Origin of the sequence: Catenuloplanes japonicus (assembly GCF_000717135.1) — a bacterium.
GTDB classification, from domain to species: domain Bacteria; phylum Actinomycetota; class Actinomycetes; order Mycobacteriales; family Micromonosporaceae; genus Catenuloplanes; species Catenuloplanes japonicus.
The window spans coordinates 1-25,822 of sequence record NZ_JNXY01000006.1 but is presented as its reverse complement, the minus strand read 5'-3'; the positions used below and the strand labels follow the sequence as shown (position 1 = coordinate 25,822).

At 71.0% G+C, this 25,822-nt stretch carries 21 protein-coding genes; 17 read left to right on the top strand and 4 right to left on the bottom strand.

Annotated elements, in window-relative coordinates; all coding sequences use genetic code 11:
• Positions 1-9 precede the first annotated feature (9 nt).
• Positions 10-906, top strand: coding sequence for an ABC transporter ATP-binding protein (locus OP04_RS10920; protein ID WP_051797761.1), 897 nt, complete (start codon positions 10-12; stop codon positions 904-906).
• A gap of 2 nt (positions 907-908) precedes the next feature.
• Complete coding sequence (locus OP04_RS10915) at positions 909-1,628, top strand: ABC transporter permease (protein WP_033339487.1); 720 nt, start codon at positions 909-911, stop codon at positions 1,626-1,628.
• A gap of 81 nt (positions 1,629-1,709) precedes the next feature.
• On the opposite strand, the gene OP04_RS10910 is transcribed toward OP04_RS10915, so the two are convergent.
• Positions 1,710-2,888 (bottom strand): glycosyl hydrolase, encoded by a 1,179-nt coding sequence (locus tag OP04_RS10910; protein WP_051797525.1) that lies wholly within the window; start codon positions 2,886-2,888, stop codon positions 1,710-1,712.
• A 143-nt stretch (positions 2,889-3,031) separates the two neighbouring features.
• Between OP04_RS10910 and cysC the strand changes: the two genes are divergently transcribed.
• From cysC to OP04_RS10870, 8 genes are all read left to right on the top strand, one after another.
• Positions 3,032-4,555, top strand: a complete 1,524-nt coding sequence (gene cysC / locus OP04_RS10905; protein WP_033339486.1) for an adenylyl-sulfate kinase — start codon at positions 3,032-3,034, stop codon at positions 4,553-4,555.
• A gap of 258 nt (positions 4,556-4,813) precedes the next feature.
• On the top strand, positions 4,814-6,538 hold the full coding sequence (locus OP04_RS10900) for a tyrosine-protein kinase domain-containing protein (protein ID WP_232323546.1): 1,725 nt from the start codon (positions 4,814-4,816) through the stop codon (positions 6,536-6,538).
• Positions 6,535-7,875, top strand: a complete 1,341-nt coding sequence (locus OP04_RS10895) for a hypothetical protein (RefSeq protein ID WP_051797521.1) — start codon at positions 6,535-6,537, stop codon at positions 7,873-7,875. The genes OP04_RS10900 and OP04_RS10895 overlap by 4 nt, the downstream gene beginning before the upstream one ends.
• Complete coding sequence (locus tag OP04_RS10890) at positions 7,872-9,098, top strand: hypothetical protein (RefSeq protein ID WP_051797519.1); 1,227 nt, start codon at positions 7,872-7,874, stop codon at positions 9,096-9,098. The genes OP04_RS10895 and OP04_RS10890 overlap by 4 nt, the downstream gene beginning before the upstream one ends.
• Positions 9,095-9,970 (top strand): sulfotransferase domain-containing protein, encoded by an 876-nt coding sequence (locus OP04_RS10885; protein ID WP_033339485.1) that lies wholly within the window; start codon positions 9,095-9,097, stop codon positions 9,968-9,970. The genes OP04_RS10890 and OP04_RS10885 overlap by 4 nt, the downstream gene beginning before the upstream one ends.
• Entirely contained in the window at positions 9,970-11,592 is a 1,623-nt protein-coding gene (locus OP04_RS10880; protein WP_232323545.1) for a lipopolysaccharide biosynthesis protein, read from the top strand. The genes OP04_RS10885 and OP04_RS10880 overlap by 1 nt, the downstream gene beginning before the upstream one ends.
• Positions 11,593-11,629: 37 nt before the next feature.
• A complete protein-coding gene (locus tag OP04_RS10875; protein ID WP_232323544.1) occupies positions 11,630-12,349 on the top strand; it encodes a class I SAM-dependent methyltransferase in 720 nt (239 codons plus the stop codon).
• Between the two features lie 218 nt (positions 12,350-12,567).
• Entirely contained in the window at positions 12,568-13,560 is a 993-nt protein-coding gene (locus OP04_RS10870; RefSeq protein WP_051797755.1) for a glycoside hydrolase family 26 protein, read from the top strand.
• On the opposite strand, the gene OP04_RS10865 is transcribed toward OP04_RS10870, so the two are convergent.
• On the bottom strand, positions 13,557-14,321 hold the full coding sequence (locus OP04_RS10865) for a WecB/TagA/CpsF family glycosyltransferase (RefSeq protein ID WP_232323543.1): 765 nt from the start codon (positions 14,319-14,321) through the stop codon (positions 13,557-13,559). The genes OP04_RS10870 and OP04_RS10865 overlap by 4 nt on opposite strands.
• Before the next feature lie 61 nt (positions 14,322-14,382).
• On the opposite strand from OP04_RS10865, the gene OP04_RS10860 reads away from it, so the two are divergent.
• From OP04_RS10860 to galT, 5 genes are all read left to right on the top strand, one after another.
• Positions 14,383-15,312 carry a sulfotransferase family protein gene (locus OP04_RS10860; protein ID WP_033339482.1) on the top strand — a complete coding sequence of 310 codons (930 nt, stop codon included), beginning with the start codon at positions 14,383-14,385 and terminating at the stop codon, positions 15,310-15,312.
• The gene (locus OP04_RS10855; protein ID WP_033339481.1) at positions 15,309-16,229 is read left to right on the top strand and encodes a glycosyltransferase family A protein; all 921 of its coding nucleotides are present in this window, start codon (positions 15,309-15,311) and stop codon (positions 16,227-16,229) included. Before OP04_RS10860 ends, OP04_RS10855 begins: the two co-directional genes overlap by 4 nt.
• Before the next feature lie 92 nt (positions 16,230-16,321).
• Positions 16,322-18,301, top strand: a complete 1,980-nt coding sequence (locus OP04_RS10850; protein WP_157239615.1) for a beta-galactosidase — start codon at positions 16,322-16,324, stop codon at positions 18,299-18,301.
• Positions 18,301-19,077, top strand: coding sequence for a DeoR/GlpR family DNA-binding transcription regulator (locus OP04_RS10845; protein ID WP_033339804.1), 777 nt, complete (start codon positions 18,301-18,303; stop codon positions 19,075-19,077). Before OP04_RS10850 ends, OP04_RS10845 begins: the two co-directional genes overlap by 1 nt.
• The gene (gene galT / locus OP04_RS10840) at positions 19,074-20,153 is read left to right on the top strand and encodes a galactose-1-phosphate uridylyltransferase (RefSeq protein WP_033339480.1); all 1,080 of its coding nucleotides are present in this window, start codon (positions 19,074-19,076) and stop codon (positions 20,151-20,153) included. The genes OP04_RS10845 and galT overlap by 4 nt, the downstream gene beginning before the upstream one ends.
• A gap of 207 nt (positions 20,154-20,360) precedes the next feature.
• Here the strand turns inward: galT and OP04_RS10835 are convergent, their stop codons facing one another.
• Positions 20,361-21,575, bottom strand: a complete 1,215-nt coding sequence (locus tag OP04_RS10835) for an NADP-dependent isocitrate dehydrogenase (RefSeq protein ID WP_033339479.1) — start codon at positions 21,573-21,575, stop codon at positions 20,361-20,363.
• A 381-nt stretch (positions 21,576-21,956) separates the two neighbouring features.
• On the bottom strand, positions 21,957-22,907 hold the full coding sequence (gene mdh / locus OP04_RS10830) for a malate dehydrogenase (RefSeq protein ID WP_033339478.1): 951 nt from the start codon (positions 22,905-22,907) through the stop codon (positions 21,957-21,959).
• Between the two features lie 481 nt (positions 22,908-23,388).
• Here mdh and OP04_RS10825 point away from each other — a divergent pair, with 481 nt between their 5' ends.
• Together OP04_RS10825 and OP04_RS10820 are read left to right on the top strand one after the other, a co-directional pair.
• Complete coding sequence (locus OP04_RS10825; RefSeq protein ID WP_033339477.1) at positions 23,389-25,023, top strand: peptide ABC transporter substrate-binding protein; 1,635 nt, start codon at positions 23,389-23,391, stop codon at positions 25,021-25,023.
• 130 nt (positions 25,024-25,153) lie between these two features.
• Positions 25,154-25,822: ABC transporter permease (locus OP04_RS10820; protein WP_033339803.1), on the top strand; the 669-nt coding region annotated here is incomplete at its 3' end.

Genomic DNA, 25,822 nt, shown 5'->3' with positions numbered 1-25,822 from the left:
GCGGTGACCATGGACGGCGTGTCCCGCTGGTTCGGGAACGTGGTGGCCGTCAACGACGTGACCATGACGCTGGAGCCCGGCGTCACCGGCCTGCTCGGGCCGAACGGCGCCGGCAAGACCACGCTGCTGCACATGATGGCCGGCTTCCTGTCGCCGTCGCGCGGCACGGTCATGGTCGGCGACCAGCCGGCCTGGCGCAACCCGGCCGTCTACCGGCACCTGGGCCTGGTCAGCGAGCGCGAGGCGGTGCACGGCTTCCTGACCGCAGGCGAGTTCGTGCTGGCCAGCGCGCGTCTGCACAAGCTCGCCGACCCCGCGGCGGCCGCGGCGGCGGCGCTCGATCTGGTGGAGATGACGGAGTTCAAGGACCGGCGCATCGACACCTACTCCAAGGGCATGCGGCAGCGCACCCGGGTGGCCGCGTCGCTGGTCCACAACCCGCAGGTGCTGCTGCTGGACGAGCCGTTCAACGGCATGGACCCGCGCCAGCGGATGCACATGATGGAGCTGCTGCACCGGCTCGGCGGCGAGGGCCGCACCATCCTGTTCAGCTCGCACATCCTGGAGGAGGTGGAGCAGCTCTCCGGCACCGTGCAGGTCATGGTCTCCGGCCGGCTGGCCGCCTCCGGCGACTACCGCGAGATCCGCCGCCTGATGTCGAACCGGCCGCACGTCTTCGCGGTCTCCTCCACGGACGACCGGCGGCTCGCGGTCGCGCTGATGGCCCAGCCGTCCGTGGCCGGCGTCGAGCTGGCCCCGACCGGTCTGACCGTGCGCGCGAGCGACTACGGCGGCTTCACCCGGTCCTTGCCCAAGATCGCACTCAAGGAGGGGATCCGCGTCAGCCGGCTCACCCCGTCGGACGAGTCCCTGGAGAGCGTCTTCTCCTACCTGGTGGAGGCCTGACCATGCCCATCAACACCACCATCGCCTGGATGACCGCGCGCGGGCTCTTCGGCCGCCGCCGGTTCCTCCTGCTGCTGCCGCTGCCGGTGCTGCTGGTCGCACTGGCCGTCTTCGCGCGCGTCACCGGCATCAACAGCGGCGACTGGGCGCAGCCGGTCGTCAACGGCCTCGGCTTCGCCGTGCTGCTGCCGGTCATCGCGCTGATCGTCGGCACCGGCGTGCTCGGCTCCGAGATCGACGACGGCACGATCGTCCACATTCTCACCAAGCCGCTGTCCCGCGCCGAGATCGTCTGGGCGAAGTTCCTGGTCGCCTCCGGCGTCACGGCGCTGACCGCGGCCATCCCGCTCTACGTGGTCGGCGTGCTGGTCGAGAGCGTGCGCTTCGGGCTCGGCCTGGCCGCCGCGGCCGCGATCGGCGCGGTGGTCTACTCCGCCGTGTTCCTGCTGCTCAGCCTGCTGAGCCGACGGCCGGTGCTGGTCGGCCTGCTCTACGTGCTGATCTGGGAAGGGCTGCTCGGCAACCTGGTCAGCGGCACGCGCGTGCTCTCCGTCGAGCAGTACACGCTCACCTACGCGGACAAGATCGCGCCGACCGAGTACCTGACCGGGAACGTGTCGCTCACGGTCTCGATCATCATGAGCGTGATCATCACGGTGGTCTGCCTGGGTTACGCGGTGCTGCGGCTGCGGTCGTTCACCGCGGCCTCCGAGACCAGCTGATTCGTCTCTCCGGCACGCGGCCCCGTCCTCCCCGGCGGGGCCGCTGTGCTGTCTCGACGCGGCTTTCTCGACGCGGCTTTCTCAGCGCACGTCGACCTGGAACATCGGCAGGCCGCCCAGCTCGCGATAGGCGGCCAGGCCGTCGGAGGTACGTTCCGGGCGGGAGTCGCGGCCGCGCTGGTCGTGCGGCGTGTCGAAGTGGACCAGCGCCTTGATCCGCGGGAAGTCCGGCAGCTGGCGGGCCACGCTGCGATAGAAGTCCGCCTGGTGGCCGGGGTTGGCGTGGCTGGCCCAGACTCCCCACTCCGCCACCATTAACGGCTTCGACGGGTGCCGGGCGGCGGCCCAGTTGTAGAAGCCCGGCCAGTCCGGCGCCTCGCTCGACGTGCGGTTCATCAGCTCGGCGAAGTCACCGTGGCCGTACTCGCCGCGGTCGCTGTAGGCGTAGGTGTCCCAGGCGACCCAGTCGACCACGTCGTCGCCGGGGTAGAGCTCCTGAAACCACGGCTCGCTGGTGTAGGGCACGTAGGCCATGTGGACCACGACCGTCACCAGGTTGTCCACGCCGTGCCCGCGCAGCCGCGAGACCACGTGCCGGAACATCGCACGGTAGTCGTGCGCGGTGTATCCGGAGCCGGGCCGCTCGCGGACCTCCTCCTCCGGCTCGTGGTGCACGGTGAAGAAGAACGGCGCGGTGTAGGTGCCGCGGATGTGGTCCGCCAGCTCGTCCAGGTAGTCGTCGGCGCCGCCCGCGGCGATCTCCGCCCAGCTCGCGTCCCACGGCTTCCAGTTCAGGAAGAGCACCCGCGGGCGCGCGGGATCGCCCGCGATCGCGATCTCCTCGTCCGTCGGGAAAAGACCGTTCATGCCACGGTGGTACGCGTGGTAGACCGTCTGCGTCCGCCCGGTCTTCTGCTCGTACTCGGCCAGGGCCTGCGCGCCGCGCTCCTCGGTGAACGCGCCGGGCGCGGCTCCCCAGAGGACGTTGCAGGCCGGCACCAGCTTCGTGTCCACCCGGCAGTCCTTCCCCGCCGCCGGCGACGCCGACGTGGACGGCGACGGGCCGAGGCCGGACGCGCCGGTCGGATCCGCGCCCGGCCACGGCGGTGCGATCGTGCCGTCCGCACGCGGCGGCGGCGCGGTGCCGGGGGCGGACGGTGGCAGCCCGTCCTCGCGCCGGCCGGCCCAGAGCAGGCCGAGGCCCGCGACGAGCACGGCGGCCACGATCAGGGCCAGGATGAGGCGCGACCGGCCGCGCATACCGAAGATCCTCCAGATGAGCTGCGGAACTACCTCCACCGGACAACGAGCAGCGAAAGGATTTGTCGCTGCGGGCCCCTCCGACTTTCACGATCGGGCGTTCTGCTGAGAGACTGTCTGCCTTACTTGGTCTTGGGGGTGGGATGAACAGCGGTGGGTGGTTGCTGCCTGAGGATGTGCTGCGGGACGCGCCGGCTTATACGCCCCGGGCGTACGAGCTTGCCGACCTGGAGCTGCTGCTCTCCGGCGCCTATGCCCCGCTGACCGGCTTCCTCGGCCGCGCGGACCTGACGAGCCTGGCCCGTCGTGGACGGCTCGCGGACGATCGATCCTGGCCGGCGGCGGTGACGCTGGAGATCCCCGCCTCGATCGCCGAGCGTCTGGACCTGGCGAACCCGGTCGGGCGCGCGATCGTGCTGACCGATCTGGAGGGCGCGCCGGTCGCGGCGATGGAGGTCTCCGACCTCTGGCCGACCAAGAACGGCATGTTCGGCGCCGGCGGCGACGTGCGGCGGCTCGGCGACGGCACGCACGGGCCGTTCCAGCGGCTGCGGCGCAGCCCCGAGGAGATCAAGGCACTGCTGCCCGCGGGCCGGGTGCTCGGCGTGATAGCGGACAAGCCGCTGCACCGCCCCCAGCTGGCCCAGATCGCGCACGCGGCGAAGCAGCTCAGCGCGCACCTGCTGGTGCTGATCCCGGTCTCGGAGGCGAGCCCGGACGGGTTGCCGCCCGAGGCGCTGGTCCGGTCGATCTTCGCGGCGCGCGACCGCATGCCCTCGGCCACGCTGGTCGCGGTGACGCTGATCCGGCGCGGCCAGGAGATCGCGGACGCGCTGCTGCGTGCGCGCGTCGCCGCGGCCTACGGCGTGACGCACCTGCTCTCCACCGGCGAGTCGCTCTCCGGCGGCGGCCCGCGCGTGCTGGTGCCGCGCGAGCTGGCCTACGACAACCGGGACGGGCAGTGGCGGTGGCGGGACGACATCCCGCCGCCCAGCCGCAAGCTGGCACTGTCCCAGTTGGAGATCAACGATCTGCTGGACCGCGGCTTCCCGCTGCCGGAGTGGCACACGCCGCCGGCCGTGGCGAAGGAGCTGGTCCGGGCGCGCCCGCCGCGCCGTCAGCGGGGCCTGGTGGTGTTCCTGACCGGGCTGTCCGGCTCGGGCAAGTCCACGGTGGCGCGGCACGTGGCGGACACGATCCGCGAGGCCGGCGAGCGCACGGTCACGCTGCTCGACGGCGACGTGGTGCGGCGCGAGCTGTCCGCCGGGCTGACGTTCAGCAAGGACGACCGGGACCGCAACGTGCGCCGGATCGGCTGGGTCGCGGCCGAGGTCGCCCGGCACCGTGGGATGGTCATCTGCTGTCCCATCGCGCCGTACGCGGAGGCCCGCGCCGACGCCCGGCGGATGGCGACGCAGGCCGGGGCCGGGTTCGTGCTGGTGCACGTGTCGACGCCGCTGGAGGTCTGCGAGCAGCGCGACCGCAAGGGCCTCTACGCGAAGGCGCGGGCCGGCGAGCTGACCGGGATGACCGGCATCGACGATCCGTACGAGACGCCCACGGACGCGGAGCTGACCATCGACACCAGCGAGCTGTCGCTGCCCGATTCGGTCAAGACCATCCTGGAGTTCCTGACCGAGCACGGCTGGTCCGAGCCGCGCCGCTGACCATGCTTCCGTGATCGGGGCGTCATGCAGATGCATGACGCCCCGATCCAGGTGAGGCCGGCGGTGGGCGACTCGAACGGGTCGGCGGCTGGAGAGTTACGAAGCTGAGAGCCGGGCGTTGAACCCCTGTGGGGGCGATTCGCCGCTCTCGGCCGCTTTGTGGTGTTTTCCGGCGGCCTCGACTTCGACCGGTACGGTCGGCACCCCGTGGAAAGGGCCGCCTCACCCATGGACGCGTCTCCTCCGGTGTCCCATGACATGTCCCACTATTTCGGGATACTCCGGCGACACTGGTGGGTATTCGCGGTCCTGTCACTGCTCGGACTCGGCATCGCGGCCGGCGCCACCTCGCAGATGCCGAAAACGTACGAGTCCGCGACGAGCGTGCTGGTCACCCCGGCCGGCCAGGACACCAATGTCTCCGGCGGCCGGACCAAGGGCGAGGTCAACCTCGACACCGAGGCGCAGCTGGTCCGCTCCACCGCGGTCGCCACCGGCGCGGCCGAACTGCTGCGCAGCCCGCTGCCCCCGGACGAGCTGGCGAAGAGCCTCAAGGTCGAGGTGCCCGCGAACACGTCCGTGCTGGTCATCACGTACTCGGCCACGGAGCCGGGCGCGGCGCAGGCCGGTTCGCACGCGTTCGCCGAGGCGTACCTGCGCAACCGCGAGCGCACCGCCTCGGCCAGCACCGAGGCCGCGATCAAGGCGCTCTCCGACAAGACCAAGCAGCTCAGCACCACGCTCACGGACGTCAACAACCAGCTGGCCAAGGTGGACCGGGACAGCCCGCAGCGGCCGAACCTGGAAAGCCAGCGGCAGACCACGCAGAACCAGCTGAACTCGCTGAACGGCAAGCTGAACGAGCTGACCACCACCACGGTCAGCGTCGGCTCGATCATCAGCGACGCGCGGCTGCCGTCCATGCCGAGCAGCCCGAACACCATGCTCAACCTGGCCACCGGCGGCATGGTCGGGCTGCTGCTCGGCCTGCTGATCGCGGTGCTGTGGGAGCGGCTGGACCGGCGGGTGCGCTCCGCGTCCGACGTGGCGAAGGCCGGCGTGCCGGTGCTGGCCACGCTCAACGGCCGCAGCGCGCCCCGCTTCGACGACGTGCTGCAGCCGTACGGGCCGGGCGGCCGCACGTTCAACCGGCTGCGCAACGAGGTGCTGGCCAGCCTGGACCGCGACGACCAGATCGTGGTGGTCACCGGCGCCAGCCGCGGATCCGCCACCACGCTGGTCGCGGCGAACCTGGCCACCGCGCTGGCCCGCACCGGCAACGAGGTCGTGCTGATCGGCGCGCACCTGCCGGAGAGCATGGTGGAGATCGCGCCGATCGCCCGGATCTTCGGCATCGCGGCCAAGCCCGGCCTGTCCGAGGTGCTGGCCGGTCGCGCGCCGCTGTCCGACGCGGTGCAGCAGGCGCCGCGCGTGCCGTCGCTGCGCGTGGTCACCACCGGCGGGACCGCGGCCGCGGGCGGGCTGATGCAGTCGCAGGCGCTCTCCGACATGCTGGCCACGCTGCGCCGGCAGGCCGCGTTCGTGGTGATCGAGGCGCCGTCCACGTCCAGCAGCGCGGACGCGCAGAGCCTGGCCAGCCTCGCGGACGCGGCGATCCTCGCGGTCGAGATGCGCCGCGCCCGCCGTCCCGAGGTCGCGGACGCGGCCGAGCAGCTGCGCCGGGTCGGGACGCCGCTGCTCGGCGCCGTGGTGCTGCCGCGCATCGAGCCGAAGGCGGCGGAGGAGCTGCCGCCGCCGCGGCCCACGCTCGCACCGGCGCAGCCGAAGAAGCCGGCCCCGCGCACGTACGGCACCGGGACCGGGAAGACCGCCACGAAGGAGAAGCCGGAACCGAAGATCCCGGCCTGGCTCGGTGAGTCGGACGCGGACACCCGGGTCATCGACATCTCCGCGGTGGCCGCGGCCGGGCGGGACGAGCCGGCCGCGGGTAAGCGCCCGGACCGCGACGGATCGGGCCGGTGAGCTCGGCCCACCTCGCGGCGCGGGCGGCGGCGTACCCCCGGGAAGATTCTGAGACCGCGCTCCCCGCGTGGCCGATCGCGGGCGTGCTGCTGCTCTATCCGCTGTGGTGGGCGCTCGGCCTGGGCGTGCTGATCTTCCCGATGGCCGCCGTGCCCATGGTCGTGCTGCTGATCCGCGGCGCGGCGCGCGGGCGTCCGGTGCGGATGCCGCCGGGCTTCGCGTGGTGGCTGGTGTTCCTCGCGGTCGTGGTGATCAGCGTGGGCGCGCTCGGTGCGGACCCGGCCGGCACGGTGCCGGAGCGGGCCAGTGCGCGCGTGGTCGGCGTCGCGTTCCGGCTCGCGCAGTACCTGTCGCTGACCGTGCTGCTGGTCTACGCCGGCAACCTCACCGACCGGGAGCTGCCGCGCCGGCGCCTGGTCGGGCTGCTCGGCTGGCTGTTCGTGGTGACCGTGGCCGGCGGGCTGCTGGGCGTGTTCGCCGGGCACTTCGCGTTCACGTCGCCGGTCGAGATGATCCTGCCGCACGGCATCCGGAGCAAGGGCTTCGTGCAGTCGATGGTGCATCCGTACGCGGCGCAGATCATGGACGTGGTCGGTGAGACCCGCCCGCGCCCGGCCGCGCCGTGGGGCTACACCAACACCTGGGGCAACAACTTCTGCCTGCTGGTGGGCTTCTTCGTGGTCGCGGCGCGGAAGCACCGGGTGCTCACCGCGCTGTGCCTGCTGGTCGCGCTGGTCCCGGTGGTGGAGTCGCTGAACCGCGGGCTGTGGATCGGGCTCGGCATCTCCGTGCTCTACCTGGCGCTGCGGTCCGGCCGGATCCTGCCGCTGCTCGGCGTGCTCGGCGCGAGCCTGCTGCTGGTGCTGGTGATCCTGGTCAGCCCGCTCGGCACCACGGTCAGCGCGCGGCTCGACAACGGCAAGTCGGACGGCGTGCGCTCGTTCCTGGTCGGGCGCGCGCTGGAGGGCGCGATCCACTCACCGGTGATCGGCTACGGCTCCACCCGTACCACGATCGGCGGCCGGAACTCGATCGCGGTCGGCGAGAGCTCGGCCTGCGAGCGCTGCGGCAACTTCACGGTCGGTGGCAACGGCCAGCTCTGGCAGCTGATCTACGCGCACGGGCTGACCGGCACGGTCGCCTACCTCGGTTTCTTCGTCTTCGGCCTGTGGCGGTTCCGTCACGACCGCACCCCGGCCGGACTGGCCGCGAGCTGCGCGATCGTCGCGTCGTTCTCGGCCACGCTCTGGTACAACGCGCTGGTCACCCCTCTGGCGTTCATGTTCCTCGCGTACGCGCTGCTGTGGCGCAATGAATCAGAGGGAGACCCCACGTGACCGTCAAAACCGCGCCGGTACGCCTCACGGCGGACGACGCCGCGCTGCGGGCGCAGTACCTGGACGAGGTGCTGGGGGTGCTCTACCCGCCGCCCATGTTCACCACGGACGGTCCGGGCCTGCTCGAGTTCGTGGTCGTCCCGGACCGCGCCCGCGCCCGGCTGCTGGTGCCGTCCGGCCCGCGCCGGGTCGCCGCGGCCGCGGTCCGCCGCTACGCCGAGCCGCAGTCCCGGGGCGCGAAGCTCAAGCGTGAGGCCGTGGTCGCGGCGCTCCAGACCGGCGCGTCCGGCCTGCTGCTCCGCGACCGGATCCGGATCGCCGGGCCGCTGGAAGCCTCGATCGACGCGTACCTGGAGCGCGCGCTCGGCACCCGGATGGCGATGAGCATCCACATCGGACCGGCACGCGCGAATCGCAAGCCGGTGCTGCAGCTGCTCGACGCGGACGGCGCCACGCGCGGGTTCGTCAAGCTCGGTACCGGGCCGCTGACCCGCGAGCTGGTGCAGGCCGAGACCGTGGCGCTGACCACGCTGGCCGACGCGCCGCTGCCGCACCTGACCGTGCCACGCGTGATGCACGCCGGGCGGTGGGGCGCGCACCAGGTGCTGGTCCAGTCCGCGCTGCCGGTGTGGCGGTCCCGGGCGACGCTGTCCCCACGGCGGCTGGCCACCGCGATGCGCGACGTGGCCGGGTGCCTTGGCTACACCTACGGTCCGCTCACGTCCAGCACGTACTGGGCCACGCTGACCGAGCGGCTGGCCGAGGTCGCGGACCGGCCGGAGGGCGCGCAGCTCGGGCGCGCGGCCCGGCTGCTGGCGGACCGGGCCGGCGGGATCAGCCTGCGGTACGGCGCGTGGCACGGCGACTGGGCGCCGTGGAACATGGCCTGCCTGGACGACACGATCCTGCTCTGGGACTGGGAGCGGTTCACCGCCGGCGTGCCGGCCGGGTTCGACGCGATCCACCACGAGCTGCAGCGCCGCGTGCAGTCCGATCCGGACGCGACCGGCGCGCTGGAGGCGACCATGCAGCGGGCCGGTGAGCTGCTGCATCCGTTCGAGGTGGCGCCGGGCGCGCGGGAGCTGACCGCGCTGCTCTACCTGGTCGACCTGGCCGCCCGCTACCTGATCGACCGGCAGGCCGAGGCCGGCGCGCGGCTCGGCGTCCTCGGCAGCTGGCTGCTGCCGGTACTCATCCGTCGCGTGGAGGGCAACCAGAAATGATCACATCGTCGCGGGTCCCGGGTGCGGTGAAGCACATCGTGCACCTCGGATCCCGGTCCTACGGGCGGCTCACGTCGGGGTCGCGCATGCTGCCGTCGTTCCTGATCGCGGGCGGGCAGCGGTGCGGCACGACCTCGCTCTACCGGGCGCTGGCCGAGCACCCGGTGGTGCTCAAGGCCGTGCTGCACAAGGGCGTGCACTACTTCGACACGTCGTACGGCCGCGGCCTGAGCTGGTATCGCGGGCACTTCCCCCGGAACAGTGCTGGTCACCGCGTCACGGAGCGGCACGGCGTGCCGGCGCAGACGTTCGAGTCGAGCCCGTACTACCTCTACCACCCGCAGGCGGCGGCCCGGATCGCTCACGACCTTCCGGAGGTACGCCTGATCGCGCTGGTCCGCGACCCGGTCGAGCGCGCGTTCTCGCAGCACGCGCACGAGCTGGCCCGCGGCTTCGAGAAGGAGCCGTCGTTCTCGCGCGCGCTGGCCCTGGAGCCGGCCCGGCTGCACCGGGAGGAGGAGCGGCTGGCCGCGGACCCCGACTACTACTCGTTCTCGCACCAGCACCACGCCTACCGGGCCCGCGGCGAGTACGCCCGCTACCTCGACCAGGTCGCGGCGCACATCCCGCGCGAGCGGATCCTGGTGGTGGAGAGCGAGCGGTTCTTCACCGAGCCGGAGCAGGTCTACGACCGGGTGCTGGACTTCCTGGAGCTGCCGCACCTCGCCCGGCCCGCGTTCGAGAAGCACAACGCGCGCCCGCGGGGTGCGCCGATGGAGTCCTCGGTACGCGAGGACCTGACCACGCACTTCGCCCCGCACGACCGCGCGCTGGCGACCTGGCTCGGGCACTCACCGGTCTGGCGCGCCTGATGGCGGCGCCGACGCGCGCGCTGCCCCGCACCGTCGACCACTCCGTCTGCAGCAGCGTGCCGGGCATGTACTGCGCGCACAGCGCTGGGCCGCCGGCGGTCACGCCGGGCGTCGGCGGGGCCGCCCGGGGCGGGCTGGCGAACCTGATCGGCGTCGGCTTCACCGGGCTGACCGGGCTGGCCGTGACCTGGCTGGTCGCGCGCGGCCTGGGCACCGACCACGCGGGCGCGTTCTTCGCCGCGACCGCGCTGTTCGCGCTGGCCACCGGCCTGGCCCGGCTCGGCACCCAGACCGGGCTGGTCTACTGGCCGGCCCGGCTGCGCGCGCGGGGCCACACGAACCTGCTCGGCGAGTGCCTGCGGACCGGGCTGACGCCGGTCGGCGCGGTCGCGCTGGTGATGGCCGCCGTGGTGTGGGTGTGCGCGCCCGCGCTGGCCCGGATCACCGCGCCGGACTCGTCGCCCGGGATGGTGGCCGACCACGCCGGGCAGCTGCGCGTGCTCGCGGTCTTCCTGCCGCTGGCCGCGGTCGCGGACGCGGTGCTGACCGCGACGCGCGGATATCGGATGCTCCGGCCGACGATCATGCTGGAACGCATCGTCCGGCCCGGTCTGCAGCTGGCCGGCATCGGCGGGCTGGCGCTGGCCGCGGCCTGGGTCGCGCTGCCCCCGCGCTGGTACGCGCTCGCCTGGGTCGGCCCCTACCTGCCGGTGGCCCTGCTCGGGGGGTACGCGCTGCGCCGGGTCTACCTGACCGGCCGGGAGCCCGCCGCGGAGCCGACCTCGCGCGCACGACGGATGCTGCGCCGCCGGTTCTGGCGTTTCACCGGGCCGCGCGCGGTCGCCAGCGTCGCCCAGCTCGCGCTGCAACGCCTGGACGTGCTGCTGGTCGCCGCGTTCGGCGGGCTGGCCGCCGCCGCGCTCTACGCGGTGGCCGGGCGGTTCGTGGTGCTCGGCCAGTTCGCGAACCAGGGCATCGGCCAGGCCGTGCAGCCGCGGCTGGCCGAGGCGCTGGCCACCGGCGACCAGGCGCGGGCGAACGCGCTCTACCAGGCCGCCACCGGCTGGCTGGTGCTCGCCACCTGGCCGCTCTACCTGCTGGTCATCATGTTCGCGCCGGTCTACCTGGGCGCGTTCGGCGACGACTACCGCACCGGCGGCGCGATCGTGGTGGTGCTGGGCAGCGCGATGCTGTTCTCCACCGGCTGCGGCATGGTCGACTCGGTGCTGACCATGGCCGACCGCACCACCTGGAACCTGTGGAACGTGGTGCTGGCGCTGGTCGTCACGATCTCGCTGGACCTGCTGCTGATCCCGCCGCTGGGCGCGCTGGGCGCCGCGATCGGGCTCGCGGTGGCCGTGCTGATCAACAACCTGGTGCCGTTGCTGCAGGTGGGACTGTCGCTCGGGCTGCATCCGTTCGGGCGCGGCACGATGGTGGCGGGCGGGCTGGCGGTCGTCTGCTTCGGGGGCGTGGCCGCGCTCTCCGTGGCATCGCTGGGCGCCACCGTGCCGGGCCTCAGCGCCGCGGTCCTGATCGGCGGCGGCCTCTACGCGCTGGCCGTCTTCCGCCTCCGGGCGCCGCTCGGCCTCTCCGACTTCGCACAACTCCGCCGTTCCTAACCATTTAGGAGGATTTATGTCGACAAATTATGCTTCAGTGTTTCAGAACGCGGATGCGGTCGAGAAGTACGAGACGGTCACGTACGCGCCGGACAGCTACGGGTCCGCGATCAACGAGCGGCAGCGCGCGTACCTCCGGGATCTGATCAAGCGCTCCTTCCCGGTACGCCGGCCGATCCAGCATGATTTCGCCTGCGGCACCGGCCGGGCCATCCGGCTGCTGCACGGCGTGGTGCGCGGCGCCCACGGCTACGACACGTCGGCCGAGATGCTGGCCAAGGCCGGCGCGGTCGGCACCGCGGCCCGGCTGCACCGCATCGCGGAGGACGGCCCGGTGCCCGCACCCGCGCTGGAGGACGGCCCGGTGCTGGTCACGTCGTTCCGCCTGCTGCTCAACGTGGACGAGTCGGTGCGCGACCGGCTGCTCGAATTCGCCGCCGCCGCGCTGCCCACGCCCTCGTCCGGCCTGCTGGTCGTGGAGAACCACGGCAACCGGCACTCGCTGCGGCACCTCGCGGCCCGGCGGCGGTCCGGCAAGCGCTGGTTCGCGGAGCTGTCCGACGCGGAGGTGCGCGCGCTCTTCACCCGGCACGGCTTCGAGGTGGTGGAGCGGCGCGGCTTCAGCATGTTCCCGCAGTCGGTCTACGCGCGGCGCGGCGTCCGCACGCTCGCCCGGCTGGTGGACCGGGTCGCGGCCCGGCTCCCGTTCCTGTCCGGAGTCGCGGTGAACGTCCTCTACACGGCCCGGCGCACGTGACGCGGCGACCTCAGCACACGCGGTGGCCCCAGCACACGGGGCGTTCTCAGCACGCGCGGTGGCCTCAGCACACGGGCCAGCCTCAGCGCACGTGGCGGCTTCAGCACACGGGGCAGCCTCAGCGCACGTGGCGGCTTCAGCACACGGGGCAGCCTCAGCGCACGTGGCGGCTCCAGGATGCGCGGCGGTGGCTCCCGGCGCTGGCGCTGGTGATCTCGATGGGGGTCGCCGCGTGCACCCCCGGGAAGGACCCCGCGCCCGAGCCGACGCCGTCCCCGGACCTGAACGGGCCGCCGCCGGCCATCGCGGTGGACGCCGGCCCCTATGACGCCGGCCCGATCCGGGTGCCGTCCACCGGCGCCTACCTCGGCGCCTGGGTGAAGCCCGCGGTGATCAGCCAGCCGGGCCGGCGGGAGGCGATCGACGGGCTGGAGAACCGGCTCGGCCGGGATCTCGACATCGTCCACACGTACCGCAAATGGGACGAGAAGTTCGGGTCGGAGACCGATCTGGAGTTCATCGACGAGGGTGCGACGCTCATGCTGAGCTGGGCGTCCGGCGACACCCGGTCGATCACGTCCGGCGAGCACGACGAGCTGATCCAGGCGCAGGCGCGCCGGATCGCGACGGTGAAGCGGCCGGTGCTGCTGCGGTTCCGCTGGGAGATGGACCGGCCGAATCTGCGGCCGTCCATGTGGTCCGGCGAGGACTACGTCGCGGCCTGGCGGCACGTGCGCCGGATCTTCGACGCGCAGGGCGCCCGGAACGCGTCCTGGGTGTGGTGCCCGACCTCGGAGGGTTTCGAGAGCGGCGAGGCGCCCGCGTTCTACCCGGGCGACGACGTGGTCGACTGGACCTGCGTGGACGTCTACGCCGGCGAGGACTTCCGCTCGCTCGGCGATCTGCTGGACCCGTTCCTGCGCTGGGCGGCGCAACGGCCGAAACCCATCCTGATCGGGGAGTACGGCGTGGCCGCCGCGTGGGGATCGGCCGCGCGGGCCGCCTGGCTGCGCGACGCCACCCGGCTGTTCAAGGCGAATCCGCAGATCAAGGGCGTCTGCTACTTCGAGTCGAACCCGGACGGGAACGGCCCGCGGAAGCAGTTCCGGCTGACCGGCGACCAACCCGCGTTCGACGCGTTCGCGGAGCTGACCAGGGACCCGTGGTTCAACCAGCCGGCCGCGCCGCGCCGCACGAAGCCGCGGGGCTAGCGCACCCGTCCCACCATCGCGCCGACCAGCAGCCGCATCGCGTAGGGCGCGTCGTGGCCGAGGTAGCGGCGGGCCATCCGGCCGGGCTCGCCGGCCAGCCGGTGCAGCCACTCCAGACCGGAGCGCTGCATCCAGCCCGGCGCCCGACGCGCGTCCCCGGCCACGAAGTTGATCGCGGCGCCGCAGCCCAGGAACCAGGTGAACGGCAGGTAGTCGGTGAGCGCGGAGATGACCCACTCCTGCTTGGGGAAGCCCAGGCCGACGTAGACCAGGTCCGGCTTGGCCTCGACCACCTCGCGGCAGACCGCCTCCAGCTCGGCCGGGCGGCGCTCGAACCCGTAGGACGGGCTCAGGCAGCCGGCGATGCGCAGGCCGGGGCAGGCGGCGGCGAGCCGGGACGCGGCGCGCTCGGCCCCGTTGGCGTCGTCGTCCGGCGCGCCGCCGATCAGGAACACGGAGCGGCCGTCGTCGCCGGCGCCGGAGGAGAGCGACCAGATCAGGCTGGAGCCGGCCACCCGCTCCGGGACCGGCGTGCGGGCGAGCCGGCTGGCCCAGACCAGCGGCATGCCGTCCGCGACCACCAGGTCCGCGATGGAGAGCAGGTCGCGGACCTCGGCCGAGGTCCGGGCCTGGCGGAGGATGTCGACGTTCGGGGTCACGATGCGGCCGCCCTCACCCCGTTCGAGCGAGTGACGGACGTGCCTGACCACCTGTGACTCGGTGACCGGGTCGAAGCCCGTCCCGTCAAGGACGACGCGCACCGTAAGCACTCCCCCACGCTCGATCACTCGTTACTAAACGAAACGACCGAAAGTGGTGAAAGTGGCACGGGTACTCTTTCTCGGCGGTCTGGGGCGAAGTGGGACAACTCTCGTAGAACGCCTCCTCGGTGAGCTGCCGGGGATCTGCGCGCTCGGCGAGGTGGTGCACCTCTGGCAACGCGACCTCCGGGACGACGAGCGCTGCGGCTGCGGCCTGCGCTTCTCCGCCTGCACGTTCTGGCGGGAGATCGGCGAGGCCGCGTTCGGCGGCTGGCAGCACGTCGACGTGGACCGGATCGCGCGGCTGCGCGCCACCGTGGAGCGGACCCGCCACATCCCGCGCCTGGCCGGACGCACGCTCCCGGAGAGCCTGCGCGCGGCCGTCGTCGAGTACACGTCGTTCTACACCGCGATCTACGAGGCGGCCGCGCTCACCGCGGGCGCGGAGGTGCTCGTCGACTCGTCCAAGCACAGCGCGCTGGCGTACTGCCTGCGCTGGGCGCCCGCGCTGGACCTGCGGGTGGCGCACGTGGTGCGGGATCCGCGCGGCGTGGCGTACTCCTGGACGAAGTCGGTGGACCGGCCGGAGACGGACGGCGCCGCGCAGATGACGCGCTACTCCGCGGGCCGGTCCGCGCTGCTCTGGACCGCGCACAACGCCGCGTTCGGCCTGCTGGCACGCAGGGGTGTGCCCACGATCCGGCTCCGGTACGAACAGCTGCTCGCCGACCCGCGCGCGGAGCTGAGGCGGCTGGCCGCCCACGCCGGCCTGCCGCTGCACGACGAGGATCTCGACTTCGTGGACACGGACGCGGCCCAGTTGCGCACCGGGCACAGCGCGGCCGGCAACCCGATGCGGTTCACGGTCGGCCGGGTGCCGCTGCGCCGCGACGACGCCTGGCGGGAGGCGCTCCCGCCCCGGCAGCGCGCGCTGGTCGGCGCCGTCTGCGCCCCCATGCTCCATAAATACGGATATAAGGAGATTTCGTGACCAGCTGGCCCACGGTCGGCGTGGTGATCCCGACCCGCAGTCGCCCCGAGCTGGTGCGCAAGGCTGTCGACTCGGTCCGCGCCCAGGACTACCCCGGCAAGATCCGGATCATCGTGGTGTTCGACGGTACCGAGCCGGACTTCTCGCTGGCCTCGCCCGGCGGCCCGCCGGTGCTGATGCTGGCGAACTGGCGTACCCCCGGGCTGGCCGGCACCCGCAACACCGGCATCACCGCGCTCGACACCGAGCTGGTGGCGTTCCTGGACGACGACGACCAGTGGACGCCCGCGAAGCTGCGCAAGCAGGTCGCGGCGCTGCTCACCGAGCCGCAGGCGGAGTTCGTCACCTGCGGCATGCAGGTGGAGTTCGACGGGCGGCTGAACGCGCGGCTGGCCGGCCAGGACCGGGTGACCGTGCAGGAGCTGGCCCGCTCGCGGATGGCGATGCTGCACTCGTCGAGCTTCCTGATCCGGCGCGAGGCGCTGATCGGCAAGCACGGGTTCGGCCTGGTCGCGGAGGACGCGCCGGGCAGCCAGAACGAGGACTGGGACCTGCTGCTGCGCGCCGCCCGCCGCTCCCCGATCGTGCACGTGGACGAGCCGCTGGTCCGGGTGCTGTGGGGCCGCAGCTCGCACTACGCCTACGAGTACGGCACCAAGATCTCGTCGCTGCGCTGGATGATGTCCCGCCACCCGGAGATCTCCGGCTGCGCGCCCGGTGCGGCCCGGGTCTACGGCCAGTTGGCCTGCTGGTCCGCCGCGACCGGGAACCGGCCGGACGCCTGGCGCTGGACGAAGGAGGCGGTCCGGGCGAACTGGCGCGAGCCGCGGGCCGCGATCGCGCTGGCCGCGATGACCGGCGCGGTCAAGGTGGAGAACGTGCTGGCCACGCTGCACCGACACGGCCGGGGTATTTAAAGGAGAAGGCTCTTCTCGTTCGCCACCGTACCGGGGTATGTTCGTTTCTGTTGATTTTAGTGCGGAAGCGTTGACCTGACCCGGGAGGTGGAGTGTCCAAACGGCTGGCACCCAGAGTGAACGGACTGAGCTACGGCGGGGACTACAACCCCGAGCAGTGGCCGGAGAGCGTCTGGGCGGAGGACGTCGCGCTGATGCGTGAGGCCGGCGTCACCGTGGTCAGCCTGGGCATCTTCGCCTGGGCCTGGCTCGAGCCGGCCGACGGCCGGTACGAGTTCGACCGGCTCGACCGTCTCATGGACATCCTCCACTCCGGCGGCGTCGCCGTCGACCTCGCCACGGCCACCGCGTCCCCGCCCGCGTGGTTCTCGGTCGCGCACCCGGAGTCGCTGCCGGTGGACGCGGACGGCCGCACGCTCACCTACGGTAGTCGTCAGGCGTTCTGTCCGAGCTCCACGGCGTACCGGCGGAAGGCCCTTGATCTGGTCGAGAAGCTGGCCGAGCGCTACAAGGATCATCCCGCGCTGGCCATGTGGCACGTGCACAACGAGTACGCGTGCCACAACGCGCGCTGCTACTGCGAGACCTCGGCGGACGCGTTCCGCGACTGGCTGCGCGCGCGGTACACCGGCCTGGACGCGCTGAACGCGGCCTGGGGCACCGCGTTCTGGTCGCAGACCTACACGGACTGGGCGCAGGTGCAACCGCCGCGCGCCACCGTCACGTCGTCGAACCCGACGCAGCTGCTGGACTTCCGCCGGTTCTCCTCGGACGCGCACCTGGCGAACTTCACGGCCGAGCGCGACGTGCTGCTCCGCGTCTCGCCGGACGTGCCGATCACCACGAACCTGATGGCCGCCAGCTGCTACGAGCTCGACTACTGGCAGTGGGCGCGCGAGATGCCGGTGATCTCCAACGATCACTACGTGCTGGCCGAGCACCCGACGCCGCCGGCCGCGCAGACCGCCTACGCGGCGGACGCCACCCGCGGCCTGGCCGGCGGCGGGTCCTGGCTGCTCATGGAGCACTCCACCAGCGCGGTCAACTGGCAGCCGCGCAACCTGGCGAAGGCGCCGGGCGCGCTGCTGCGGGAGAGCCTGGGCCACGTGGCGCGCGGCTCCGAGGGCGCGATGTTCTTCCAGTGGCGGGCCAGCCGGGCCGGCTCGGAGAAGTGGCACTCCGCGATGCTGCCGCACGCCGGCACCGCGTCGAAGATCTGGCGCGAGGTGGTCGCGCTCGGCGGCGCGCTGGGCCGGCTGGCCGAGGTCGAGGGCTCACGGGTGGTCGCGCACGTCGCGATCCTGCTGGACTACTCGTCCGGCTGGGCCCAGGAGGCGCCGAACCAGCCGAGCACCGACCTGCACGCGTTCGACGAGGTCAAGCGCTGGCACGCGGCGCTCTGGCGGGCCGGCATCGCGGCCGACCTCGTGCACCCGGCCGCGGACCTGAGCCGCTACACCGCGGTCCTCGCGCCCTCGCTCTACCTGGCCGACGACGACGCGATCGCGAACATCACGGGTTACAGCGCGGCCGGCGGCACACTGATCGTGGGGCCGTACAGCGGGCTTGCGGACCGCAACGACCACATCCGCCCGGCGCCGTTGCCAGGAGCATTCCACAACCTTCTGGGGGTACGGGTGGAGGAGCACTTCCCGCTGCCGGCCGGCGCGAGCGTGGCGCTGGACGACGGGTCCTCGGCCGCGGTCTGGACCGAGCAGCTGTCCGTCACCGAGGCCACCGTGCTCGCGTCCTACCTGGACGGACCGGTCGCGGGCGAGCCGGCGATCACCCGCTTCGGCGAGGCGTGGTACCTCGGGACGCGGCTCGACGATTCCTCTCTGCAGGCGCTGCTCGCCGCCGCGACCGGCGCGCCGGTCACGCACCACGTCCCGGCGCAGGTCGAGGCCGTGCGGCGGCGGCACGAGGGCGGCAACGCCTACCTGTTCCTGCTCAACCACGGCGACGGCCCGGCCGTGGTCGACGCGCGCGGCACGGACCTGCTCACCGGCACGGCCTGGACCGGTCCGGCCGAGGTGCCGGGCCGCGGCGTCGTCGTGCTGCGGGAGGCGTGATGCTGGCTCAGCAACGACAGGCCGCGATCCTGGAGCGAGTGCGGTCCGCCGGCGGCGCCCGGGTCAGCGAGCTGGCCGCGGAGTTCGGCGTCTCGGACATGACGATCCGCCGCGACCTGGACCTGCTCTCCGATCGCGGGCTGCTGGCCAAGGTGCACGGCGGCGCCACGCCGGGACTGCCCGGTTCCGCGCACGAGCCCGGCTTCGCGGCCAAGTCCGCGCAGCAGCGCCCGGAGAAGACCGCGATCGCGGTGGAGGCGGCCACGCTGGTCGGGCCCGGCACCGCGATAGCGCTGTCCGCCGGCACCACCACGGTCGAGCTGGCCAACCGGCTGACCGACATCCCGTCGCTGACCGTGGTGACGAACTCGATCCCGGTCGCGGACGTGTTCTACCGCGCCGGCCGACCGGACTCGACCGTGGTGCTCACCGGCGGCGTCCGCACGCCGTCGGACGCGCTGGTCGGCCCGGTCGCCGTGGCCGCGATCCGCTCGCTCCACCTGGACCTGGTCTTCCTCGGCGTGCACGGGATGAGCGAGCGCGCCGGTTTCACCACGCCGAACCTGCAGGAGTCCGAGACCAACCGCGCGCTGGTCGAGGCCGCGGAGCGGCTGGTGGTGCTGGCCGACGGCACCAAGTGGGACACGGTCGGCATCTCCTCCTTCGCCACGCTCGGCGAGGCACACACCCTGATCTCCGACGCCGGTCTGCCCGACCAGGCGCGGGCGGTACTGGCAGATTACGTTTCGGACCTACGAGTGGTGGAAGCATCATGAAGCGCACCCCGATCACGCTGGCGGACGGCCGCGAGCTGATCTACTTCGACGAGACCGACGACGCGGTCCGGGAGACGGTGGACCGGCGCGAGCTGCCCCCGCCGCCGGCCGCGTCCCAGCTGCGGTACGACCCGCTGACCGACGAGTGGGTGGCGGTCGCGGCGCACCGGCAGACGCGCACGTTCCTGCCGCCGGCCAACGAGTGCCCGCTGGACCCGTCGACGGACGCGTTCCAGACCGAGATACCGGGCGACTACGACGTGGTCGTGTTCGAGAACCGGTTCCCGTCGTTCAGCGCGCGGACCGTGGACTCGCCCGGGGACTCGATCACCGACCTGGTGCCGATCAAGCCGGGCTTCGGGCGGTGCGAGGTGGTCTGCTTCACCTCGGACCACAACACCGCGTTCACCGCGCTGCCGCCGTCACGCGTGCGCCTGGTCGTCGACGCGTGGGCTGACCGTACGGCCGAGCTGTCCGCGACGCCCGGCATCGAGCAGGTCTTCTGCTTCGAGAACCGGGGCGTGGAGATCGGTGTGACGCTGCACCACCCGCACGGGCAGATCTACGCGTACCCGTTCCTGCCGCCGAAGACCGTGGCCATGCAGGCTGCCTCGAAGCGGCACTTCGAGAAAACCGGGCGCAACCTCTACGCGGACGTGCTGGCCGCGGAGATCAAGGCCGGCGACCGGGTGGTGGCGGCGAACGAGTTCTGGACCGCATACGTGCCCGCGGCCGCGCGCTGGCCGTTCGAGGTGCACCTGGCACCGAACCGGCGGGTCGCGGACATCCCGGAGCTGACGTCGGCGGAGCGGGACGCGTTCGCCACGATCTACCTGGAGATTTTGAAGCGCTTCGACGGGCTGTTCGACGGGCCGATGCCGTACATCTCGGCCTGGCACCAGGCACCGGTCAACGACGGCCGTGAGCTGGGCTACCTGCACCTGCAGCTGTTCAGCATCCGGCGCGCGCCGGGCAAGCTGAAGTACCTGGCCGGGTCCGAGTCCGCGATGGGCGTCTTCATCAACGACGTGACGCCGGAGCAGGCCGCCACCGCGCTGCGCGAGGTCGCGCTCTGATCCGGTGATCCGGGCGGAAGGCGGGGTGTGCGGGAGGCCCGGGACAGGGCCTCCCGCACGAGGGAAGGGACGGCTCGGAGTGTGACCGTGCTTCGTCTACACAGAGAAACGACCTGGGTTACCCGGCAGATACGCCACTAAACGCACTTTTATCCCAAATACGCACAAAGGCCCGCATCCGGACGGATACGGGCCTTTGTCGGAATGTCAGCCGAGGCGCTTGGCCAGGTTCTGGTCCAGCGTGGTCATGAACTCGTCCGTGGTCTGCCACGGCGCGTCGCGACCGACCAGCGCGGCCAGGTCCTTGGTCATCTGACCGCCCTCGACGGTGTCGATGACGACCTGCTCCAGCGTGTTCGCGAACTCGGTGACGGCCGGCGTGCCGTCCAGCAGACCGCGGTGGGCCAGGCCCCGGGTCCAGGCGTAGATCGAGGCGATCGGGTTGGTGCTGGTCTTCTCGCCCTTCTGCCACTGCCGGTAGTGCCGGGTGACCGTGCCGTGCGCGGCCTCGGCCTCGACGGTCTTGCCGTCCGGCGTCATCAGCACGGAGGTCATCAGGCCCAGCGAGCCGAAGCCCTGCGCCACGGTGTCGGACTGCACGTCACCGTCGTAGTTCTTGGCGGCCCAGACGAAGCCACCCTCCCACTTCATCGCCGCCGCGACCATGTCGTCGATCAGGCGGTGCTCGTAGGTGATGCCGGCCTTCGCGAACTCGTCCTTGAACTCGGCCTCGAAGACCTCGGCGAACAGGTCCTTGAAGCGGCCGTCGTACGCCTTCAGGATCGTGTTCTTGGTCGACAGGTAGACCGGGTAGTTCCGGGACAGGCCGTAGCGGAACGAGGCCCGCGCGAAGTCACGGATCGAGTCGTCGTAGTTGTACATCGCCATGCCGACGCCGCCGCCGGGGAACTTGGCGACCTCGAACTCCATCGGCGCGGAGCCGTCGTCCGGCGTGAACGTGACGGTCATCGTGCCCGGACCGGGCGCCACGAAGTCGGTCGCCTTGTACTGGTCGCCGTGCGCGTGACGGCCGATGATGATCGGCTTGGTCCAGCCCGGCACCAGACGCGGCACGTTCGACATGATGATCGGCTCGCGGAACACGACGCCGCCGAGGATGTTGCGGATCGTGCCGTTCGGCGAGCGCCACATCTTCTTCAGGCCGAACTCCTCGACCCGCGCCTCGTCCGGCGTGATGGTGGCGCACTTGACGCCGACGCCGTGCGTCTTGATCGCGTTCGCAGCGTCGATCGTGATCTGGTCGTTCGTCTCGTCGCGCTTCTCGACGGACAGGTCGTAGTACTCCAGCTCGACGTCGAGGTACGGCAGGATCAGCTGCTCACGGATCTGCTTCCAGATGATCCGGGTCATCTCGTCGCCGTCGAGCTCCACGACCGGCTTGTTTACCTTGATCTTCGCCATCCGCCGGCGCTCCTCTCGGGGGCTGTGCCCTTTCGCGAACTGTGGACTCTCAAGCAGTACGAGCGTACTGCAACGACTTTTCGCCTGCTCGGCACACCCCCATCAGTCAAGCACCGGCCGCGACGCGCCCGGTGGGCAAACCGAGGATCCGCACGGCGGCTGCCGATCTACGACGTCCACGACGACCAAGACGCCTTCCGCTGCGGGCGTGATCGGCAGCCCCGACGGGGTCGTGGTGACCACCCACGGATCCGAGGCCGCGGGAGCGCGCGGAACCGGACCACGCCGGAAGCGGGAAATCCAGATCTTGATCTGGATTCTGATCATGAAAACGGTGATGCCGGGCCTCAGCAGCGAGGCCCGGCATCACCGTCAACCACGTCAGAGCGACGCGACGTCGGCCTGCTTGGTGCGCACGGCCTCGGCCGCGTTCTTGAGGTCGGCCAGCTCGGTGTCGGTGAGCGCGGTCTCGACGACCTTCTTCACGCCCTCGGCGCCGATCTCGGCCTCGACGCCCAGGTAGACGCCGGAGATGCCGTACTCGCCGTCGACCCACGCGCAGACCGGGAGCACCTCGCCGGAGTCCTCGGCGACGGCCTTGGCCATGCGCGCGGCGGCGGCGGACGGCGCGTAGTACGCCGAACCGGTCTTGAGCAGCGCGACCACCTCGGCGCCGCCGTTGCGGGTGCGGACGACGAGCTCCTCGATCTTGTCGGCCGGGAGCAGGTCGGCCAGCGGCTTGCCGTCGACCGTGCAGCGGGACGGGACCGGGACCATGGTGTCGCCGTGCGAGCCGAGCGTGAGCGTCTTGACGCTGCTCACCTTCACGTTCAGCTCCTCGGCCACGTTGTTGGTGAAGCGCGCGGTGTCGAGCATGCCGGCCTGGCCGAGCACCCGGTTCTTCGGGAACTGGGTGGCGATCTGGGCCAGCGCGGTCATCTCGTCCAGCGGGTTGGAGACCACGATGACGACGGCGTTCGGCGCGTACTTCGCCACGTTCTCCGCGACGCCGCGGACGATGCCGGCGTTCACCTCGAGCAGGTCCATCCGGCTCATGCCGGGCTTGCGCGGCAGGCCGGCGGTGATCACGACGACGTCGGAGCCCTCGATCGCCTCGTAGCCCTCACCGTTCTTGCCGGTGGCCTGGCCGACGATCTTCGTCTCGAAGCCCTCGATCGCGCGGGACTGGTTCATGTCGAGCGCGAGCCCCTCCGGCTTGCCCTCGACGATGTCCGTGAGGACGACGGTCTCGAAGATGTCGTACTCGGCGAGGCGTAGCGCGGTCGTCGAACCGTAGAACCCGGCGCCGACGACGGTGACCTTCTTGCCCATGTCGCGATCACTCTTCTCTGGACGAGGCGGTTTTTCCCGACCGTATCAATCGGGTTACGTGTTGCCGTCGGCGGTCCAATGATCGTTAAGTAAGCCGCCGAACACCGCCCGTACGTGACACTGCGTAGATTTCCCGCCCTTAACGCTATGTAACCTCGACTGTGGGACTTCCCACACTGTGAGCTTCGTTGTGGTTACAAAACGGTCAGCTGGGCAGCAACTTCGCGTTGGTTCAACCCTTCCAGACCGGGCCGATTAGTCCGAATAATGGTGCATAATGCCTATTAACCACTTGGGTGATTGTCGCGGCTGCTACCAGGGTGAGCAGGGATAACGCAAATCGATGAAGGCGTGCCAGAGCAGGCCTCCGCAATGCACCGATTTGTTGGAGGGACGGACCCGCCCTACCTTTGCCCGGACGTTGCTCAGCGTTACTCACACAGGGGCGAAGCTGCGCAGCGTTAGGAAACAAGGAGGCTCCATGCAGGTCCGCAGATTCGCGGCCTTGGCCGCTCTCCCCGTCGTCACGTCCCTCGGCCTGGTCGCGTGCGGCCAAGGCGGCGACGATGCGGCCGAGAGCAACACGTCCGCGGTGGTCTCGATCCAGATCTCCGAACCGCAGCATCTGATCCCGACCAACACCAACGAGACCTCCGGGTCGCAGGTACTGGCGTCGCTCTTCACACCGCTCGTGAGCTACAACGCCGAGAACAAGCCGGTCGAGAACGCTGCCGAGTCGGTCAGTTCGACGGACAACACCGTCTGGACGATCAAGCTCAAGGACGGCTTCACCTTCCACAACGGTGAGAAGGTCACGTCCGACAGCTACATCAACGCCTGGAACTACGGGGCCTACGCGCCGAGCGCGCAGAACAACTCGTACTTCTTCGAGAAGGTCAAGGGATACGCGGACCTGCAGTCCGAGGACCCGGACAAGGACGGCCCGCAGAAGGCGCCGGAGCCGAAGGCGAAGAAGCTCACCGGCCTGGCCAAGGTCGACGACCTGACCTTCACGGTGACGCTCACCGAGGCGTACGTCGACTTCAAGACGATGCTCGGCTACACCGCGTTCTACCCGCTGCCGGCCGCGGCCTGGTCGGCCGAGGGCGTGCTCGCGGACGGCTTCGAAGAGGCGATCATCGGCCAGGGCCCGTTCAAGATGAACGGCACCTGGCAGCACGACGCCAAGATCGAGGTCACGGCGTACGACGCGTACCCGGCCACCAAGCCGAAGATCGCCGGCGTCGAGTTCCGGATCTACCAGCAGCTGACCGCGGCGTACGCGGACGTGCTGGCCGACAACCTCGACGTGATCGTCACGATCCCGACCGAGAACATGGGCAACGCGCCGACCGACCTGGGTGACCGCTACGCGACCAGCCCGGCGTCGACGTTCCAGTTCCTGGCGTTCCCGACGTTCCAGCCGGACTTCGCCAAGCCGGAGGTTCGCAAGGCGATCTCCATGGCGATCGACCGGGACGAGATCATCAAGTCGATCTTCAAGAACTCGCAGCAGTCCGCCCGCTCCTTCGTCTCGCCGGTCGTCGGCGGGTACCGCGAGGACACCTGCGGCGCCTCCTGCCAGTTCAACGCGGCCAGCGCGAAGACGCAGTACACCGCGGCCGGCGGCCCGAAGACGATCAAGATCTCGTACAACGGCGACGGTGGCCACAAGGACTGGGTCGACGCGACCTGCAACCAGCTGAAGACCAACCTCGGTGTCGAGTGCACCGGCGTGGCCGAGGCGAAGTTCGCGGACCTGCTCACCAAGGTCAAGGCGAAGCAGGACGTCGGCCTGTTCCGCATGGGCTGGGTCATGGACTACCCGTCCATGGAGAACTACCTCGGCCCGATCTTCACGACCAAGGGCTCGTCGAACTACTACGGGTACAGCAACCCGGAGTTCGACAAGCTGGTCACCGAGGGCACCAAGGCGGCTGACGAGAACGCGGCCATCACCAAGTACCAGGCGGCCGAGGATCTCCTCGCCGTCGACATGCCGGTGATCCCGCTGCGCTTCGGCCAGAACAACTACGGCACCTCGTCCAAGGTGCGCAACGTGAACATCGACCTGTTCCAGCGGGTCGATCTTCTCAAGGTCGAAGCGGTCAGCTGACCAGCTGGGCGTGACGGTGGCGGCGTCACCGGTCCAACAGGCCGGTGATGCCGCCACACCTCTATCTCCAAAGCGCGTGTCCTCCCCCTGACCCAGGGGACGCGTCGCCCTCTCCTGGGGGTTTCCTTACGTGATTCGCTATATCGTGCGGCGCCTGCTCCAAGGCGTGCTCACGTTCTTCGGGGCCACGTTCGTGGTCTACGCGCTGATGTTCGCCAACCAGGACGACCCGCTCCAGGCGCTGGCGGGCGAGAAGCCGATCGCGGACAACGTCCGGCAGGCGTTGACCGAGCGATACCACCTCAACGAGCCGTTCATCGTGCAGTACGGCTACTACATGAAGAACCTGATCTCCGGCGACTTCGGCAAGACGCTGGTCGGCCGCGACATCGGCGACCTGCTCTGGCAGTCCTGGCCGGTCACGGCGCAGCTCGCGCTGATGGCCGTGGTCTTCGCCGCGCTGATCGGCATCACGGCCGGCGTGGTCGCGGGCATCCGTCGCGGCGGCATCTTCGACAACATCACGCTGATCATCACGCTGGTGCTGATCTCGATCCCGATCGTCGTGCTGGCCCCGCTGCTGCAGCTCTTCCTCGGCGTGCAGATCAGCCTGTTCCCGCCGACCGCGGGCGCGAACCCGTCGTTCTACGCGCTCCTGCTGCCCGCGATAGTGCTGGGCACCGGGTCGCTGGCCACCTACTCGCGGCTGACCCGCACGTCGGTGGTCGAGAATCTTCGGGCGGACTATGTGCGTACCGCGAAGGCGAAGGGTTTGACCCGGAACCGGGTGATCGGTGTG

Bases quoted from the DNA above. Each gene is read 5' to 3' on its own strand.
- OP04_RS10920 (WP_051797761.1), top strand. From the start codon at position 10: ATGGACGGCGTGTCCCGCTGGTTCGGGAACGTGGTGGCCGTCAACGAC.
- OP04_RS10915 (WP_033339487.1), top strand. From the start codon at position 909: ATGCCCATCAACACCACCATCGCCTGGATGACCGCGCGCGGGCTCTTC.
- OP04_RS10910 (WP_051797525.1), bottom strand. From the start codon at position 2,888: ATGCGCGGCCGGTCGCGCCTCATCCTGGCCCTGATCGTGGCCGCCGTG.
- cysC (WP_033339486.1), top strand. From the start codon at position 3,032: ATGAACAGCGGTGGGTGGTTGCTGCCTGAGGATGTGCTGCGGGACGCG.
- OP04_RS10900 (WP_232323546.1), top strand. From the start codon at position 4,814: ATGTCCCACTATTTCGGGATACTCCGGCGACACTGGTGGGTATTCGCG.
- OP04_RS10885 (WP_033339485.1), top strand. From the start codon at position 9,095: ATGATCACATCGTCGCGGGTCCCGGGTGCGGTGAAGCACATCGTGCAC.
- OP04_RS10880 (WP_232323545.1), top strand. From the start codon at position 9,970: ATGGCGGCGCCGACGCGCGCGCTGCCCCGCACCGTCGACCACTCCGTC.
- OP04_RS10870 (WP_051797755.1), top strand. From the start codon at position 12,568: ATGGGGGTCGCCGCGTGCACCCCCGGGAAGGACCCCGCGCCCGAGCCG.
- OP04_RS10845 (WP_033339804.1), top strand. From the start codon at position 18,301: ATGCTGGCTCAGCAACGACAGGCCGCGATCCTGGAGCGAGTGCGGTCC.
- galT (WP_033339480.1), top strand. From the start codon at position 19,074: ATGAAGCGCACCCCGATCACGCTGGCGGACGGCCGCGAGCTGATCTAC.
- OP04_RS10835 (WP_033339479.1), bottom strand. From the start codon at position 21,575: ATGGCGAAGATCAAGGTAAACAAGCCGGTCGTGGAGCTCGACGGCGAC.
- mdh (WP_033339478.1), bottom strand. From the start codon at position 22,907: ATGGGCAAGAAGGTCACCGTCGTCGGCGCCGGGTTCTACGGTTCGACG.
- OP04_RS10825 (WP_033339477.1), top strand. From the start codon at position 23,389: ATGCAGGTCCGCAGATTCGCGGCCTTGGCCGCTCTCCCCGTCGTCACG.